Genomic DNA, 17,261 nt, shown 5'->3' with positions numbered 1-17,261 from the left:
ATTAGACCAAAAATAAAACAAGAAATAAGTTCCAAGTTCCCCCTGTACGTTACGTTCCAATCAAGCCAAGATGTACTAGACATATAGATTAGCCCTATAATTGCCCTAATTCCGCCTCTTTGCATAAACGCAACAGGCAACATGATGAATCCAAGTATGATTTGCCACATGTTATTAGCCCTCCGTATGGTTATTGATATAGTTTTTTAATTTGCCAATTATCTTTTCCTGCAACTCTTGCGGACTGACAATTCTTGAATGCGGTATCCAATATTGGACGATGGGGATAACTTCAATTTCGTTAACATTTTTGCAGGCAATCAACAGACCGCCGTTATCGAGGCGGCGAATAACCTCCTGATTGGGTAACAGCTTGCGCCGCAAAAAGTAATGCGCAGCCTGTGGGCTGATTTGAATAATGATTTCACTGACTTGATTACCATATGAGATGCTGTCGGTATTTTGAATTTTCTCTACAAATCCTACATCTGGAACATATGTCTTTGAGGTTGTTTGCAACTGGGATGTTTGAGTAAAACAATAGGTCTTTTCTCGACCATTTTCGAGTCCGATAAGATACCAAATACCGCTTTTATTAATGAGCCGGTAAGGATCTAAAGTACGATGGCTTTTGCTGCCATCGGCTTTGGTGTAATTAAAGCTAATGGTTTGCTTTGCTTCTATAGAATGTGTTACCAAATCAAAATCTGATTGGCGATGACGAATATTTTCGTATTGATGGCCTTTGATGATAATGCTTTGACGCAGACTTTCTTGAAAAAAGCGGCGGTCTGCTTCAGGGAAAAGGTCTTGTAAGCCTGCAAAATGACAAATACGGCGGATTTCGTCTTTATTCAGACGGCCATACTGGTTTTGATCCAGACGGTAATAACGTGTACCTGTAGTTTGCAATAAAGGGGCAAGACGATTGAGATCACGTTGGGCTGTACGCAATGAAATGCCATAGCGTTCGGGCAAACTTTGAATATCAATCGTTTCCCCTTGATTTAGACGTGTCAGAATATCTGCCAAACGGATGCCTAGTGCTTCCTGTACTTTAGTACGCTGGCTCATAGTAGATAAATTTTCGTTTTCGTATGTAATGGCGGAATTTTATGTTGCAGTCACGACAGGTACTGTCGCTCTTTTTTACTTTGCGTATTTTTATAATTCATTAATAAACTTTGGCAATTCTACCTTATTATTCGATATAGTAATTATTTAATTTACATTAAATTTACACTTTCTGTTTTAATGATGCAGTTATATCCTTTTTTTAATTTGCTGTTTCGTTGAGCAAATGCGATGGCCCAAGGCCGTCTGAAAGCTGAATTTCAGACGGCTTTTTTAAAGAGCCAGCTCGGATTGTTATCAATTTACCCGGTTTTGCATTATAATTGTGCAAATTTGACTCACTCGAAAGAAAATAAATTGGAAGAATTACAACAACTTGTAGATTTATTGGTGGGTTTTGTCGATTGGATATTGAAATTACTGGCATTCTTGTTTTAAACTACGTTTCATTCTTTTATACATTAAAGACGTATTTTCATCATGCAAACCGCGCAACGCTCTGCTACTTTCTTCTATTGGTACCACACAAACGTGCGGTACTTTTTTGCGCTTGTCTGAAACAGACCAAGTTGAAAATACGCAAATTAGAGCCGCCTCATTTGAGCGGCTTTTTTTATACCCACCATGGCCGCTTAAATCCACCCATTTTAAGGAATACAGCCATGACCGCTTCAACTAAAATCCACAGCCAAACCCAAATGTTACACACCTGCCGCATGGTCGTTGACAGCAACAGCCACCACAGCATGCTCAACATGCACACTTTGCCAGATTCGCCTGACAGCCTCATCAGCGAAGCCCTGATTCCGCAAGTGCGCACCATCGCGACTTTGATTGCCGCAGAACGCCACGACTTCAATCAAAGCAGCCCCAACGTTTTTACTGATGAAGCGGATTTCTTCGCAGCGCGTATTTTGGTTTTGGGCGTACGCCGTTTCCATTTGGATATTACCCTGCTGCCTATGCTCAAAACCGCCAACAAACGCGCCGAAGCTTTCGCCAAACGCCATCATATGCCCTTCTCTCCCGCTGAAATGCAAATGTCCCTGCACACCCGCCGCCCTGCCAACCTGCTGATTATCGAAACCGAACACGAAATGCCTGCACTGGGCAATCTGGCTGCCAACAGCCGTGCATTTGCAGCGCAACTTTCCAATATTATTTTGTAAAACCACTTGAAAAACAGGGAAATGGTTTAATATTAGGCAAACACACTCCGCCGAAATCTCGGCAAAGACAAACCTCTCTCAGGAAAAACAATGAAAAAACTGATTGCCTTAGCCGCCCTTTCCACTTTTGCCCTCGCTGCCTGCAAAGACAATACCCAAGCGCAGCTTGAGCAACAACAAAAACAAATCGAAGCATTGCAACAACAGTTGGCACAACAAAACGGCCAACAAGAAGACAATACGGTTTACCAGCTCACGCCTGAAGCCGTGAAAGACACCATTCCCGCCGAAGCACAAGCCAACGGCAACAACGGCCAACCGGTAACCGGTACAGACGGCCAACAATACATCTACGACCAATCCACCGGCAGCTGGCTGCTTCAAAGTTTGGTGGGTACTGCAGCCGGTGCATTTATCGGCAACGCATTGGCCAACAAATTCACACAGGCAAGCAACCAAAACAGCCCGATTGCCCGTCAAGCCCGTGCCAACTATTATCAAACCGCACGTCCAAACGGACGCACCAGCCAACAGCTGAATACACGCACCCTGCGTGCGCAACAACAAAACGCTCAACAGCAACAGCGTTACCGCGAAACCGCGCGTCAGCCTTCCAACTACCGCCGCCCAAGCATGGGTCGGGGCTTTGGCCGCCGTCGCTGATTCGGTTTATATTCCATCTTTGATATAAACGCTCCCAATATAAAAGGCCGTCTGAAAATCAGATTTTCAGACGGCCTTCGGTTTTCTCTATTTTCTTATTGCAGACTTGTGGGTCTGTCTGTATGCGTTATGCCCAAAAGTCTCGCGGTGCGTCTAACACGGGCTTGACGATGCCGGTACGGATGGCAAAATCGCCAAAACCTTCATCATCCAAACGGTTTCGAGACCAATCTGCCACCCAGCCTTCGACAATCTCAAGGATTTCAGGTTCGGTAATATTTTCTTTAAACAGGCGCGGAATGCGCGTGCCTTCGCGGTTGCCGCCTGCGTAAAGGTTGTAGCGGCCGACCGCTTTACCGACCAAGCCGATTTCCGCCAGCATGGAGCGACCGCAACCGTTGGGACAACCGGTTACGCGCAAAACGATGTATTCGTCCTCCAAGCCATATTTGGCGAACATTTCGTCGATTTTATCGGAGAATGTCGGCAGGAAGCGTTCGGCCTCCGCCATCGCCAGCGGGCAGGTCGGCAATGCAACGCAGGCCATCGAGTTCTCACGCTGGATGGTAATCGATTTGCTGATAAGGCCATGTTCTTTAGCGATTTTATCAATCGTGTCTTTCAATTCTGGCGGTACATTGGCAACCACCAGATTTTGATTAGCAGTCAGACGGAAGTTGCCGGGATGGATTTTGGCAATTTCACGCACGCCAGTTTTTAAAGGTCTGCCGGGATAATCAAGCAGGCGGCCGTTTTCGATAAATAGGGTCAGGTGCCAGTTACCTTCATGCCCTTGTACCCAACCGATGTGGTCGCCGCGATGAGTGAATTCGTAAGGGCGGATGGGTTCAAACTTAATGCCCATGCGCCTTTCAACTTCTTCTTTGAACACATCCACGCCGACGCGTTGCAGCGTATAGCGTGTACGCGCTGCTTTGCGGTCGCTGCGGTTGCCCCAGTCGCGCTGGGTGCTGACGACGGCTTCGGCGGCATTGAGGGTGTATTCGAGCGGTACGAAACCAAATTCGTAAGAAGTGTTTGGATAGGTTTTGGTATTACCGTGTTCACTGGATAAACCGCCGCCGACCAATACATTGAAGCCCACCAACTTGCCGTTTTCTGCAATCGCCACAAAACCCAAATCGTTGGAATGAATGTCCACATCGTTATCGGGCGGAATCACGACGGCAGTTTTGAATTTGCGCGGCAAATAGGTTTTACCCAAAATCGGCTCGACCTCATCGGCAATTTCTTTATTGCGCGGCTCGGTCGGCTCGGTCGTGAACACTTTTTCGCCGTCCAGCCAGACATCGGCGTATGCCATTGTGCGCGGCAGAAGGTGCATACTGATGCGCGCCGCCCATTCATAGGCTTCTTGGTGCAACGTGCTTTGCACCGGATTGCTGGTGCACAACACATTACGGTTGACATCGCTGGCTGTGGCAATGGAATCGAGACCTAGTTTGTGCAATGCCTGATGTGCCTGTTTTAAATCGGTTTTCAGAATGCCATGGTATTGGAAGGTTTGACGGTTGGTCAGGCGGATGGAGCCGTAAATCGTATTTTCACCGGCAAATTTGTCGATACCCAACCACTGCTTTGGCGTAATGATGCCGCCGGGTAAACGGCAACGCAACATCATGTTTTTTAAGGGTTCAAGTTTTTGTTCGGTACGCTCAGCACGGATATCGCGGTTGTCCTGTTCATACATGCCGTGGAAGCGGATAAGCTGAAAGTTGTCGGCGGTAAAGCCGCCGGTAAAGTCGTCTTTCAACTCTTCCTTAATCGTGCCGTGCAGATAATCGCTGCGCTCTTTCAAGGCCTCGTTGCCGGACAAAGGCGTCTCAGGCAGCTTGGCGCGTGGGTCGGTTGTGGTAGCAGTCATTGAAGCACTCCTTATTTTTGATATAGGCGTTACTTTAATGAGGCCGTCTGAAAATGAGAAAGAATGGTTTGTTTGTTTTAAAGACGATTTTGTTATATTGGTTTAAAACATAAAAAGGCCGTCTGAACTTTGCTTTCAGACGGCCTTGATATTGGACGGGACAAACCGATTAGGCTTGTTTGTTCCAACGTTCGATAGATTCTTTGATGACTTGTTTCGCTTCTTCTACATCGCCCCAAGATTCAACTTTAGTGGTACCTGCTTTTTTCAGGTCTTTGTAGTGGTTGAAGTGGAACTCGATTTGTTTGATCAGTTGTTGCGGCAAATCGGCCAAAGTTTTGTAGGCGTTGCCGTTGTTGCGGTCGTCGGCTGGAACGCAGACGATTTTGTCGTCCACTTCGCCGTCGTCAACAAATTTCATCACGCCGATAACGCGTGCTTCCAGGAAAATACCGGTTGCCAAAGGCTGCTCGGTAACCAGCAATACGTCCAATTCGTCGCCGTCTTCGTCCAAAGTTTGCGGAATGAAGCCGTAGTTGGTCGGTTTGGCGAAAATTGCCGGTTCAACGCGGTCGAGTTGGAACGCGGCCAGTTTGCGGTTCCACTCGATTTTGTGGTTGCTGCCCGCAGGGATTTCGTTGACAACGTTGATGATGCCGCCGTCCACGTCGCCCGGGGTCAGGATTTTGTTGAAGTCTGCCATGATGGTTTCCTTTGATTTTAAAGAGAGTCAAACGGCGAAAGTATAGCAAACCCAAGGCCGTCTGAAAATGTGAAACTGTCGTATTCAGACGGCCTTTTTGGCATTCAGCCTTTTGACCAATTCTAAAATTGCGCGTTTATTGGAAGGGGAAAACACTTTTTCCGCCGCTTCTTCCGCACCAAACCAACCGTAGGCAACGTGTTCATCCGGTTGCAGCATGATGGGCGTATCGCGCGGAATTTCGGCGGAGAAGATGTGTTCGCGGTTTTCAAACACACCTTTGGGATAGCGATGGCGCCAGTGATGATAAATTTCATAAACGGTGCTGTCGTGCCAGTTTTCCAGCTGTCCTTCTGCAAGGCGGATACCGGTTTCTTCCCACACTTCGCGCCATGCGGTTTCTTCGATACGCTCGCCCTCTTCCAAGCTGCCGGTAACCGACTGCCAAAAACCTTGCGGCATCGTGCGTTCAATCAGCAGGATATTGCCGTCTTTATCATGCAAAACGACCAAAGCGGAAACAGGATACTTCAAAGGCTTACCGCTCATGACTTATCCTTGCCGGATTGATTGGGGAGGCTGATTTTTTGTAGTAAGTAAGCCAAAAGGTTTTCCATGTATCACTCAAAATGGGAAATTGATATTCAGACGGCCTTTGCCGGAAATCCGCAAAGGCCGTCTGAAATTATACCTGATTTAACTGCGCCAGTTTCCGAGACACCAGCTCTGCCGCTTCTTCCGGCGAATTGGCTTTCAAGCCTACTTCGCCAAAATACGAAATTTTAGGCAAATCACACAAAAACTTATCGACGTCTTGCGCCGTCAAAAACCGGCCGTGCAAATCAAATCCGACATTTAAAGCACGCCCTTTGATTTCCGCCACCCTGTCATGCAAATGGCCGTACAAGTGATACCAGCCCTGATAGCAGCCGTCCCATTCCTGAATCGGATAGTGAAAGAGAACCAGCGTATTCTTAATTTCCGGCAATTTGAGTTTCAAATATGGCCGTATGGACGACAGCAGCGGATGGCCGTCATGCTTGGTCTGGCTGCGGAAAAAATCGGCATGCTGCCGAATCACATGATCATGATTGCCGTAAATCAAGTGATGTTGCCCGTTCAAACGCGACAAAACGCGCTCTATCTGCTTATGGTCTTGGGCAAAGGAAAAATCGCCCAAGTTGTACACCGTATCTTCAGGCGTAACGGTTTCATTCCATGTCCTGATTAAAAATTCATCCATCTGCTCCACGTTATCGAACGGTCGAAATTGCGGGCAGAATTTGGCGATGTTTTTATGTGAGAAATGTAGGTCTGATGTGAAGTAGATTTTGCTCATGCCATGCTTTCTGCGTTGCAAGCTTGAATCGTATCACGCGCGGGCGTATGCTGAATAATGTTTATTATATGCTTCAAGGAGTTTTTATGCGTTTGGTTATTGCCGCGCCGGCCAACGGCGCAATATTGAAAGACGCGCTCAAAGCGCATCTGCAAAACGACCCGCGCGTCAGCAGCTTGGTCGATTTATCCTCGCCTGAAGGAACCTATCCGCAACTCTCGTTTGCCGCAGCCGAAGAAGTCGCGGCAGGACGCGCCGACCGTGCGCTGTTGATTTGCGGTACAGGCGTGGGCACGGCAATTGCCGCCAATAAAGTGCGCGGCATACGGGCGGCGACAGCGCACGATTTACTCACGCTCCGCGGCTCGGTAGAAAACTATGATGCTCAGGTTTTATGTATGGGGCAAAACGTGATTGCCGCCCCGGCTGCTTGGGCATTGGTCGATATTTGGTTGGATTTGCGCCACGACACAAGCAGCAGCTATGCACCTAAAGTCGGCGAAATCGAAGCGTACGAGCGCGAAAAATAAATACGCGTTGCTCCATATATTTTCAGACGGCCTTGTTACGTTTCGCTTTAGTAAAATCGGTAAGGCCGTCTGAAAATATTTAAATGCTTATTTTCCTTTTTTATTGCAAGGATGTCCTGCGCTGTTGTCGCAGACGCGTAAATTGCGCAAATGCATGACGGCATTGGTCAACTCGGCCTTCGTCGGCTCGTAACGGAAAGCATATTGCTTCACGTACAAAGCTTCATTACCCTGTACGGCTTTTATCCAAGTAAATTCAGGTTTACTGGTTTGCGGATTATTGGCGCAAAACAACATCACCAAAGCGAATGGATAGCCGTTTTCTTCACCTGCCGTTATTGGGGTGACACTACTTTGCGGACAGGCATTCTGCCATGAGGCTGAAAGATTGCCGAAAAACTGCTCAACACCCGGTTTCATACCTGCCATGGATTGCAGCGTGACCATTTGCGTCCAGTCTTCCACAGTCTGTTTCTGCGGCACAAGTTCTATCAATGTCACACCATTTTGCGCGGTTTGATAGCCAACTTTGAAGCCTTTAGGCGGAGCGCCGAAAGACCCAAACTCCTCAGCCTGCGCAGTTTGAACAGCTAACGGAAGCATAGCGATGGCGAGCATCAGTTTCCTAACGATACTTGTTTTTTTCATTGTTTTTCCTTATTCACTAAAAGTATGGCAGATGAAACACTCCATCCGCCAGCGCTATACTAACACAAGCATATAGCATTTTTTCAGACGGCCTTACAACTGCTTCAAAAACGCTTGAATAAACGCAATCTTATCCAATTCCGACATAGCATTGAATGTTTCCTGATGCTCGTGGATATAGTCGATTAAAGGATAAAATTCTTCATCAACATGGCGTTTGTCCAGTTTGCGGCCGATATTGCCCTCGTTGCTTCGTCCTAAAAACTTGGAAATCAGGTAATACGGGGATTTGAGTTTGAATAGCATTTCGCCGGTTTGAGCATCAAACACCATAAAGCCTTCGTGTTCCACGTTTTTCAGACGGCCTTTCAGTTCGCCGAATGTGATGTTTTTCAGCGTTTCAGGACGGTGGACGCCGTATTGTTTGCCGATTTCGTCCAATTCGGCTTCGGTAAACTGACGGCCAGTCGCCACATCAATGCAGCCGATTAAGGTTTCGCCCAATTCTTCGCGGATGATGTGTACGTCTTTCGCGTCCGTGATTTCAAATAAAAAAGTATGGTTCGGATATGCGCGGAACAAGGTTTCGTATTGCGCGCAGTGTGCGGCGGTCATGTCGGCAAACGCGCTATCAAGCGAGCCGGTAGTCGAATACAGCACTTTGCCGTCAAACGCCGCGCCTTTAGACAGATGGTCGTCTGAAAGTGAGACGAAAGTACAGCAGCCGAGGAAGCCATTTACTTTCACCACCGCGTCCACCAATCTCTCATCGCCGATTCGGATCGGATAACGGCTGCCTTTGGCAATACGTTCCGAAAAATTGAACACTTTTTTAAACGGGCGCACGATGATTCGATTATGCGCGTCGATAATCAAACCGCGCATTTCCAGCAAAGCATCATCAAAGCGGTTGTTATAGAACACGCTGCGGGCGTATTTCAACACGCGCAATTCGGGATAACGCTTGGATGCTTTGGCGGTAAAGTTACGGCTGCCGTGTTGCAGATAGTGATCGGTCACAAAGGTTTGCTGCGCCTCATCAAACACCAGCGGCTTATGCTCGATAGCCTGCATCTGTTCGATTTTTTCTAACTGCTCCGCGCTGGCGGGCTGCACGGCATCGACGTGGATTTCGTTTACCACGCGGTTTTGGTTCAACTTGATATAAGCCGCCAACACGTCATGCTCTTTCACGCCGTGCAGGTTGGGATAGAAATTGTGTAGTCGATAAACTTCTGTTTCAAAACCGCTTTTCTCCGCCTGATCCAATAAATGACGGCAACGCGAAGCTTTTTGATTGGTATTGGAATGAATGATCAGAATATTTCGATTCGGATTTTGGCGTCCAAGTCTCAAAGTTTCAGTCATCAAAGCATTACCGCGTTTTTGCGCCTTATCCACCGCTTCACCCGACCAGCGATATTCACCGTATTCATCGGTAATGAACAAATCGTTTTCAATACGGACAACTTCTGCATCCGGATACTGCGCTTTAAATTCGGCGGCTTTTTGTTCGGCAAAAGTCGATTTTCCCGAACCTTGATGACCGCGGATTAAGATAAATTTTTGCATTTTGTTTCCTTATTCTTTTTCTCAACTTGTCCTGAATCAATAGGCCGTCTGAAAAATATTTCTACCCTTTTTTCAGACGGCCTTAGCTTCAGTTCACAGTTGCCAACGGTGTTTTCTCAATCTCTTCTACCCAGAAATCTGTACCCATACCTCGTTCGGCAAAGGAACCAATCAGAGAGAATACTTGGTCGGAGAAGCCGCCGATGTTCAAGATATCCTGACGGTTTCGTGCTTGAGCCGTAGTGTAAGGCTGGATATCCAGGCAAACGAGTTTGGCTTCTGGACAGCGTTTTTTCAGGATGTCCCATTCTTTCATCAGACTGGTTTTGCCACCCCATCGTTGGCTGTCATCTGCCCAACTTTCGTTGTCTGACACAATGACGACCAAATCTACGTCAGCTTTTTCACGGTTCAACATAGCGAGCGGTGCGCTGCAAGCCGTTCCACCGCCGCCGACATTGGCGAGTTTTTCGGCGTTGGTCATGATGCTGTCGCGCGGGTTAAGCTTCACGTTTACCGTGATTTGTTCAAACGGTATCACGCGGGCTTGCGGATTGGTACGCAACATGGCGGCGGACACGAGCGCGGCAATGTCGATGCAGCGGGTTTTGGTGGACGCACTGCCGCGATAGCCGGTAGCCGGGCTGTGCATAGAGCCGGAGACATCCGGGCAAACCACGACTTTGCCTTGGATTGCCGGTACGTTTTGTACGGCGGTCTCCATCGCATCTTGCAGGGCTTCGCGGATTTCAAACGGCATTTGTTCAGATGTAGCCTGATACGCAGTCAGCAACTGATAAGGCAGCACGCGGGCGCGGGCAATGGCGGTTTCGTCACGCAGTTTTTCTGCCACCATTTTGATGTTTTTGCTTTTCGCAAACACTTCGTGGCGCAGGAAAGTGTTCAGGTTTTGACGAACCTGCTGCCATGAGCCGTTGCGGGCGATTTGCGCCCAGTCGCCGCTGTTCAAGTCTAAAGCAGTGAGCATTTGGAAAGGAACGTTGGGCAATGCGCCTTGGCGGCTTTGTTTGTAGTCTTCAAAAGCGCGGGTGATGGGCGGCAATGCTTCGCGGTCGTACGGTTTGCCGATCAGCCATGCAAACCATGCGGCACGCCATGCTTCACGCGGTTTGGGATGCACCATTTTGACCACGTCTGCCAGCGATGGCGAATTGCCGACGGCGGCGTTCAACAGTTGTTTTTCGGTGGCGGTCAAAAGCCAGGTCTGCATCAGTTTTTTCGGACGGTTGCCGAAAGATTTTCTGCCGATTACGCCGCTGCGGATAATTTGTGCGAAGTTACGCAACATTTTACCGTTATCCACTACTTGGTCGAATACGCGGGCGAGCATGTTCACGTCTTTTTGCGCCAACACGGCAAGCAACAGCGCAGGCATATCTTTCATAAAACCTTTTTGACGGGCATATACGGCAGTTTTGGCGATAAACTCGGCATCCAGGCTTTCTGCCAATTTCAACACTTGGTCAAGCTGACTTTGGGCATCGGCATAGTAGGTATTGTTCAGACAACCTGTAGCCGCAAGCTGTGCCAGCTGTTGTTTGGGCGTCAGCGTGTAGGCGATGCCGCCGGCTTCGTTATAGGTATCGGTTTTAGTAAAACGGTTTTTAATCGATTGAAACAAGGTAGTATTAGCCATTTTCATTTTCTTTCATATTGTTGGTTTGAGGCCGTCTGAACTTGTTTTAGCTTTGTTTTTCAGACGGCCTTGAATGGGTGGCAGCGTGGCGGCTAAAGATGAAGAGAAGCGTTTTTAACTGAAAGCTAATGTATTCTCTTCCGGGCATCCGCCTACTGCCGTAGGGCGACTAGATTTACTAGGATCATTCGGGTTTGTAGCAAGAAAGGAATGTAATCCTAATGGCATTCGCCCATAAGGGGCGGCACATTGGGCAACAAAGAGTGGAGAAATTTTTACGCGCTCTATCCACTGAGCTACTCTGCCATAGTTGGCGGCAGAGACGGGATTCGAACCCGCGACCTCGCGCTTAGCAGGCTGTAATTCCTCCGGCATTTGCCGTCTGTACCGAAAACGGTTTTTATATCAGCTCGTCCGAATATTTCAGACGGCCTCGAATGGGGCAGCGTAGCGGATAAACATGAAGAAAAACGGTTTTAACGTGAAAGGTTAATTTACTCTCTTCAAGCATCAGCCTACTGCCGTATAAAGTAATATGGCACGCAACAAGTTTTTCAGGGAAACATGCCTTGGCTCTACCAACTGAGCTACTCTGCTATTTTGGATAACAGAGACAGGACTCGAACCTGCGACATAAGGATATCCATGTTGTAGTTTCCCTAGGCATTTGCCTGCCATATTGGAAAAGGGTGGGCGACTAAATAAACAAGACGTTCAACGTCTATCAGACGAGACAGGATTCGAACCTGTTAATCCAAATGTAGTCTTGTTGGCATTCGCCCTGTAACTCCACAGCAACTAAATTTACGGAAAATTTTTCTCCGGTAACTGTATTTCCCGAAGCATCTGCTGTATCGTTACATTCACAACATAGCCAACAGCGTGCCAAGAATAAATTTTTTATAAAAATAATTTTTAATTAATTGAATATAAAGAAAATATATTTTTAAGTAGCTTTTATCAGCAAGAAGCGTAGAATACTAAAAAATATATTTATAGATAGCTTTATAGAAAATAAAATACACAAGGATATATAATGAGATTCGATGATTTGGACAAACGCTTGCGACAATACGAAACCGCTTATGATTTTTGCGTGCCACAAGAAAATTTTATTGTTGTACGCTTAGACGGGCGCGGTTTTACACGACTAACCAAGGAAATTTGGCAGTTTGAAGCCCCGTTCGACATTCGTTTCCGCGATCTGATGGCACACACCGTCCGTCATTTAATGAAATGTGGCTTCAATGTGGCGTACGGCTATTCGGAAAGCGATGAAATTTCACTATTGCTGCGTCGAGATGACGATACGTTCAAACGCAAAACGCGCAAAATCATTTCGGTATTGGCTGGTGAGGCCAGCGCCGCCTTTTCTGTGGCACACGGGCAGCCCTCCGCTTTTGATGCCAGAGTTTGCGTTTTGCCGAACGAAAAACTGGTGGTTGATTATTTCCGTTGGCGGCACGAAGACTCATACCGCAACGCGCTCAACGCCCACTGCTATTGGATGCTGCGCAAGAAAGGAGAAAGCGTGTCCCGCGCTACAGATGCCGTCAGCGGCCTGAAACGCGTGCAAAAGCACGATTTGTTATTTGAAAACAATATCAATTTCAACGAACTGCCTGCGTGGCAGAAACATGGCTTCGGTGTGTATTTTCAGACGGCCTTAAAAGAAGGTTTTAATCCGAAAACTGACGAAACCGTACAAGTAAAACGCCAAATCCTGCATACAGATTTCGAGCTGCCGTTGGGCGATGATTACGGCGCATTTGTCCTGGGAAGAATTGTTTAAATTGTTTAGAGGTCATCTAAAAATGAATACTGCCCCTAAAAAACAAGTCGCCATCAGCTTTCTCGGTACAGTGCTGGATAAAGGTTTCAATCAAGAGCGTTGGTTGAAATGGCGGCCGAATGTTGCCATGAATCAGCGTCAGGATTTTCATCTTGACCGCATAGAGCTGTTTTATGCGGAGAAATACCGCGAACTGGCAGATCATGTAAAAGCCGATATTCAGCAAGTATCGCCGCACACAGTCGTCAATCTCGTACCTATGGAGCTGGCAAACCCGTGGGACTTCTCCGAGGTTTATACCAAACTGCACGACTGGGCGGCGAGCTATACATTTGATACAGAAGAAGAAACCTATCTCACCCACATCACCACAGGTACACACGTTGCCCAAATCTGCCTGTTCTTATTGGTGGAATCGCGTCAAATTCCGGGTGTATTGCTCCAGACTGCGCCACCGAAAAATCAAAGACGCAGTATGGAGGACGGCAATGTCGGCAATTATGAAATCATCGATTTAGACTTGGCTCGTTACGACGTACTGGCAGAACGCCTTGCCGCCGTACGCGATGACGCAGTGCGGTACCTGAAAAGCGGCATCTCCACCCAAAACGTCGCCTTCAACCGCATGATTGCCGAAATCGAACAGGTCGCACTCAACTCCCCTTCCCCCATTCTGCTTTCCGGCCCCACAGGCGCAGGCAAATCCATGCTGGCACGCAGGATTTTTGAATTGAAAAAAGCGCGCCATCTGATTAAAGGCACATTTGTCGATGTAAACTGCGCCACCCTTCGCGGCGACGGCGCAGCATCTGCCCTGTTCGGCCACAAAAAAGGCGCCTTTACCGGCGCCGCAGAAAAACGTGAAGGTTATCTAAAAACTGCCGACGGCGGCGTCTTGTTTTTAGATGAAATCGGCGAATTGGGTTTGGATGAGCAAGCCATGTTGCTCAAAGCCATTGAAGAAAAACACTTTTATCCCGTCGGCAGCGACAGCGAAGTCAAAAGCGACTTCCAACTTATCGCCGGTACCAACCGCGACCTACGCCACGAAATCCGCGCCGGACGCTTCCGCGAAGACCTGTTCGCCCGCATCAACATCTGGAATTACCCACTGCCCGCACTCGCCAACCGCCGCGAAGACATCGAGCCTAACGTCGAACACCAGCTTGCCCTAGCCTCGCAAGAACTCGGCCGAACCACCCGCTTCAACAAAGAAGCCCTGGCCGCCTACCTCGACTTCGCCCACTCCAACCAAGCGCCATGGCGCGGCAACTTCCGCGATCTCGCCGCCAGCATCATGCGCCTGGCCACACTCGCGCCGCAAGGCAGGATACAGGTAGAACAAGTCCAAGTCGAAATCGAACGCCTCAAATGGTTATGGTCGGAAGAACCCTTTTCAGACGGCCTCCTACATAAAAGGCCGTCTGAAAAAACACAAGACTACCCCGATAAAGTCGATTGGGACACATTGGATTTGTTCGACAAACTACAACTGGAACACGTTATCGACGAATGCCGTAAACATCCCAACATGGCTGCTGCCGGCCGTGCATTGTTCAACGTCTCCCGAATAGAAAGGGCAAAAGTCAATGACAGCGACCGATTGAGGAAATATTTACAGCGATTCGGATTGGAATGGGGAGATATTTAAGCAGAGTGAGCAAGCAGGTTTTGCAAAGGCCTCCTCATGCTGATTCTAGAAAGAAGCTCATTTTAATAATACTTTTATTTTTATAAATAATAATAAAAGGCATCAGATTGATGCCTTTTATTTTCGTTAACATAAAAAATTAACGTTCACTCCAACGTTTGGTCGATTCACCAATCATTTCTTCGACTTACTTCAAAAATGCCGCATGATAGGCAATATGCTCACCAATAAAACTGGCGATGAAGTAATAGCTATGATCGTAGCCTTTGTGGAAGCGCACATCGACCGATTGATTTGCCGCACGACAGGTTTCGATAAAATCTTCGGTACGCAATTGTGTTGGCAAAAACTCATCTTCCAAGCCCTGATCGATGCGCATACCTTGCACTTTATAGCCTTGTTGAATGAGCGAGTTGGCATCATATTGCTGCCATTTTTCGCGATCTTTTCCTAAATAGGCAGAAAAGGCTTTTTCTCCCCAAGGCACGAGACTTGGCGACAAAATGGGCGAAAAAGCAGAAACACTTTGATAACGTTCTTGGTTTCGCAGTGCCAATACCAATGCGCCGTGTCCGCCCATAGAATGTCCCATAATGGAACGTTTACCGTTGGTAGGGAAATTTTCCTCAATCAGACCAGGCAACTCATTCAAAATATAATCATACATTTGATAATTCGTCGCCCAAGGCTGCTCGGTCGCATTAAGATAAAAGCCCGCACCCTGCCCTAAATCGTAAGCAGCATCGTTCGGCACTTGTTCTCCGCGAGGGCTGGTATCGGGGGCAACCACAATCACTTGATGTTCTGCCGCGTAACGCTGAAAGCCTGATTTGGTAATGAAATTTTGTTCAGTACAAGTCAAACCGGAAAGCCAATAAATCACACCAAGCGGTCGATTCTTCTGATTATCCGGCAAATAGACGGCAAATTTCATTTCGCATTGAAGCGTTTGGGCATGGTGTGCCCAAACTTGTTGCGAACCACCAAAAATTTGATATTGTTCAATCAGTTTCATCGCGTACCTTAGTAATGAATAACAGCGCGGATCGATTTACCTTCATGCATTAACTCAAAGGCTTCATTGATTTGATCGAGTGTCATTGTGTGGGTCACAAATGGTTCTAACTGAATGTCGCCTTTCATTGAATCTTCCACCATTTTCGGAAGTTCAGAGCGGCCTTTCACACCACCAAATGCCGTACCTTTCCAAACACGACCTGTTACCAACTGGAACGGACGAGTTGAAATTTCTTGTCCTGCACCTGCTACGCCGATGATAATGGATTGTCCCCAACCACGGTGCGCACTTTCTAATGCCTGGCGCATTACGTTTACATTACCGATACATTCAAAGGTATGGTCAATGCCCCATTTATTGATGTCTAACAACACATCTTTGATCGGTTTATCGTAATCGTTCGGATTTAAACAATCCGTTGCACCAAACTGTTTTGCCAACTCGAATTTTGCAGGATTGGTATCAATAGCAATAATACGACCCGCTTTGGCTTGACGTGCACCTTGCACCACCGCCAAACCAATCGCTCCCAAGCCAAACACTGCCACAGAGTCGCCTTCTTGCACTTTTGCTGTGTTATGCACAGCACCAATACCTGTAGTAACGCCACAGCCGAGTAAGCATACTTGTTCATGATTCGCTTCTGGGTTGATTTTCGCCAGTGAAACTTCGGCAACAACTGAGTATTCGCTGAAGGTCGAACAGCCCATATAGTGATAGATCGGCTGACCTTGATAAGAAAAACGCGTCGTGCCGTCCGGCATTAAACCTTTACCTTGTGTATCACGCACTGAGACGCATAAGTTGGTTTTACCTGAACGGCAAAACTCACATTCGCCACATTCAGCGGTATAAAGAGGAATAACGTGATCACCTGGTTTTACGCTTGACACACCTTCGCCTACAGCAACAACCACACCCGCACCTTCATGCCCAAGTACGACAGGAAACACGCCCTCCGGATCGCTTCCTGATAACGTAAATGCATCAGTGTGGCACACGCCCGTGTGGGTATTGCGGATTAACACTTCGCCTTTGCGTGGCATTTCTACGTCGATTTCCACAATTTGTAAGGGTTGATTTGGGGCGAATGCCACCGCCGCACGAGATTTGATGGTTGAATTGGTTTGTTTAATTTCCATTATTTTTGCCTTTTAATTCATTAATAAAGTTATCTAGCCTAAGTGAGATAACAATAGGTTATACTTTGACCTCCACTCTAAAGCAAGCATTTTTGCAATTTGGGCTCCGACGGTAGCATGATCACCTGAAGGATCGCCATGCAATCGATAATTAAAGGCTTCCGAATATTTCCCTAAGTCATGCAACTTTCCCATCTGGCAGGCAATTTCCTGTGCCCCAAATACTCGCGCAAACTCCGCCGCCATTTCCCCAACATTTACCGAATGACTTTGCAAGGTTTGCCAATGTTCGTAAGGCAAAAGATTGCCGAGTTCATCTTGGGCAAAATGAGCATAGTAAATTAGGGGTTTCATATTGAAATTCTAAAAAAATTCAAACTGATATCATGCAATGATAATATGATATTAAATTTAATAT

General features: G+C 47.3%; 17 protein-coding genes. 6 read left to right on the top strand and 11 right to left on the bottom strand.

Annotation, left to right across the window (positions count from 1 at the left end):
- Positions 1-174 precede the first annotated feature (174 nt).
- Positions 175-1,074 carry a helix-turn-helix transcriptional regulator gene (locus HMPREF2700_RS02045; RefSeq protein ID WP_070589629.1) on the bottom strand — a complete coding sequence of 300 codons (900 nt, stop codon included), beginning with the start codon at positions 1,072-1,074 and terminating at the stop codon, positions 175-177.
- Between the two features lie 231 nt (positions 1,075-1,305).
- On the opposite strand from HMPREF2700_RS02045, the gene HMPREF2700_RS02040 reads away from it, so the two are divergent.
- The 3 genes from HMPREF2700_RS02040 (at position 1,306) to HMPREF2700_RS02030 (ending at position 2,906) form a co-directional block, all read left to right on the top strand.
- Positions 1,306-1,512 (top strand): hypothetical protein, encoded by a 207-nt coding sequence (locus HMPREF2700_RS02040; RefSeq protein ID WP_070589627.1) that lies wholly within the window; start codon positions 1,306-1,308, stop codon positions 1,510-1,512.
- 224 nt (positions 1,513-1,736) lie between these two features.
- The gene (locus tag HMPREF2700_RS02035; RefSeq protein WP_003685697.1) at positions 1,737-2,243 is read left to right on the top strand and encodes a hypothetical protein; all 507 of its coding nucleotides are present in this window, start codon (positions 1,737-1,739) and stop codon (positions 2,241-2,243) included.
- Between the two features lie 90 nt (positions 2,244-2,333).
- Positions 2,334-2,906 (top strand): hypothetical protein, encoded by a 573-nt coding sequence (locus tag HMPREF2700_RS02030; RefSeq protein ID WP_070589625.1) that lies wholly within the window; start codon positions 2,334-2,336, stop codon positions 2,904-2,906.
- A 127-nt stretch (positions 2,907-3,033) separates the two neighbouring features.
- On the opposite strand, the gene cysI is transcribed toward HMPREF2700_RS02030, so the two are convergent.
- From cysI to HMPREF2700_RS02010, 4 genes are all read right to left on the bottom strand, one after another.
- Entirely contained in the window at positions 3,034-4,791 is a 1,758-nt protein-coding gene (gene cysI / locus HMPREF2700_RS02025) for an assimilatory sulfite reductase (NADPH) hemoprotein subunit (RefSeq protein WP_070589623.1), read from the bottom strand.
- 169 nt (positions 4,792-4,960) lie between these two features.
- Positions 4,961-5,494, bottom strand: a complete 534-nt coding sequence (locus HMPREF2700_RS02020) for an inorganic diphosphatase (protein WP_003678634.1) — start codon at positions 5,492-5,494, stop codon at positions 4,961-4,963.
- An 84-nt stretch (positions 5,495-5,578) separates the two neighbouring features.
- Positions 5,579-6,043: a dihydroneopterin triphosphate diphosphatase gene (gene nudB, locus HMPREF2700_RS02015; RefSeq protein WP_070589621.1), complete on the bottom strand. Its 465-nt coding sequence runs from the start codon at positions 6,041-6,043 to the stop codon at positions 5,579-5,581.
- Between the two features lie 136 nt (positions 6,044-6,179).
- Positions 6,180-6,833 (bottom strand): metallophosphoesterase, encoded by a 654-nt coding sequence (locus tag HMPREF2700_RS02010; RefSeq protein WP_070589619.1) that lies wholly within the window; start codon positions 6,831-6,833, stop codon positions 6,180-6,182.
- A gap of 86 nt (positions 6,834-6,919) precedes the next feature.
- On the opposite strand from HMPREF2700_RS02010, the gene HMPREF2700_RS02005 reads away from it, so the two are divergent.
- Positions 6,920-7,363 (top strand): RpiB/LacA/LacB family sugar-phosphate isomerase, encoded by a 444-nt coding sequence (locus HMPREF2700_RS02005; protein ID WP_070589617.1) that lies wholly within the window; start codon positions 6,920-6,922, stop codon positions 7,361-7,363.
- Positions 7,364-7,450: 87 nt separating this feature from the next.
- Here HMPREF2700_RS02005 and HMPREF2700_RS02000 read toward each other — a convergent pair whose 3' ends face one another.
- The 3 genes from HMPREF2700_RS02000 to HMPREF2700_RS01990 all read right to left on the bottom strand — a co-directional run bounded on the left by HMPREF2700_RS02000 (position 7,451) and on the right by HMPREF2700_RS01990 (position 11,246).
- Positions 7,451-8,011, bottom strand: coding sequence for a hypothetical protein (locus tag HMPREF2700_RS02000; protein ID WP_070589615.1), 561 nt, complete (start codon positions 8,009-8,011; stop codon positions 7,451-7,453).
- Positions 8,012-8,104: 93 nt separating this feature from the next.
- Positions 8,105-9,583, bottom strand: coding sequence for an RNA ligase (locus HMPREF2700_RS01995; RefSeq protein WP_070589612.1), 1,479 nt, complete (start codon positions 9,581-9,583; stop codon positions 8,105-8,107).
- Positions 9,584-9,671: 88 nt separating this feature from the next.
- On the bottom strand, positions 9,672-11,246 hold the full coding sequence (locus HMPREF2700_RS01990) for a vWA domain-containing protein (protein WP_070589610.1): 1,575 nt from the start codon (positions 11,244-11,246) through the stop codon (positions 9,672-9,674).
- 1,030 nt (positions 11,247-12,276) lie between these two features.
- Between HMPREF2700_RS01990 and HMPREF2700_RS01985 the strand changes: the two genes are divergently transcribed.
- Positions 12,277-13,032 (top strand): tRNA(His) guanylyltransferase Thg1 family protein, encoded by a 756-nt coding sequence (locus tag HMPREF2700_RS01985; RefSeq protein WP_070589608.1) that lies wholly within the window; start codon positions 12,277-12,279, stop codon positions 13,030-13,032.
- A gap of 22 nt (positions 13,033-13,054) precedes the next feature.
- Positions 13,055-14,683, top strand: coding sequence for an RNA repair transcriptional activator RtcR (gene rtcR, locus HMPREF2700_RS01980; RefSeq protein ID WP_070589605.1), 1,629 nt, complete (start codon positions 13,055-13,057; stop codon positions 14,681-14,683).
- A 187-nt stretch (positions 14,684-14,870) separates the two neighbouring features.
- Here the strand turns inward: rtcR and fghA are convergent, their stop codons facing one another.
- The 3 genes from fghA to HMPREF2700_RS01965 are packed head-to-tail and all read right to left on the bottom strand — an operon-like array spanning position 14,871 to position 17,197.
- Entirely contained in the window at positions 14,871-15,698 is an 828-nt protein-coding gene (fghA, locus tag HMPREF2700_RS01975) for an S-formylglutathione hydrolase (protein WP_070589603.1), read from the bottom strand.
- Positions 15,699-15,706: 8 nt separating this feature from the next.
- Positions 15,707-16,816, bottom strand: a complete 1,110-nt coding sequence (locus HMPREF2700_RS01970; protein ID WP_210389847.1) for an S-(hydroxymethyl)glutathione dehydrogenase/class III alcohol dehydrogenase — start codon at positions 16,814-16,816, stop codon at positions 15,707-15,709.
- Positions 16,817-16,876: 60 nt separating this feature from the next.
- Positions 16,877-17,197 carry a CRISPR-associated endonuclease Cas3'' gene (locus HMPREF2700_RS01965; protein ID WP_070589599.1) on the bottom strand — a complete coding sequence of 107 codons (321 nt, stop codon included), beginning with the start codon at positions 17,195-17,197 and terminating at the stop codon, positions 16,877-16,879.
- Positions 17,198-17,261 lie beyond the last annotated feature (64 nt).

Origin of the sequence: Neisseria sp. HMSC068C04 (genome assembly GCF_001810105.1) — a bacterium.
In the GTDB taxonomy this organism is placed as follows: Bacteria; Pseudomonadota; Gammaproteobacteria; order Burkholderiales; family Neisseriaceae; genus Neisseria; species Neisseria flavescens_B.
The sequence above is the reverse complement of the archived record's forward strand: the minus strand, read 5'-3'. Positions and strand labels throughout refer to the sequence as shown.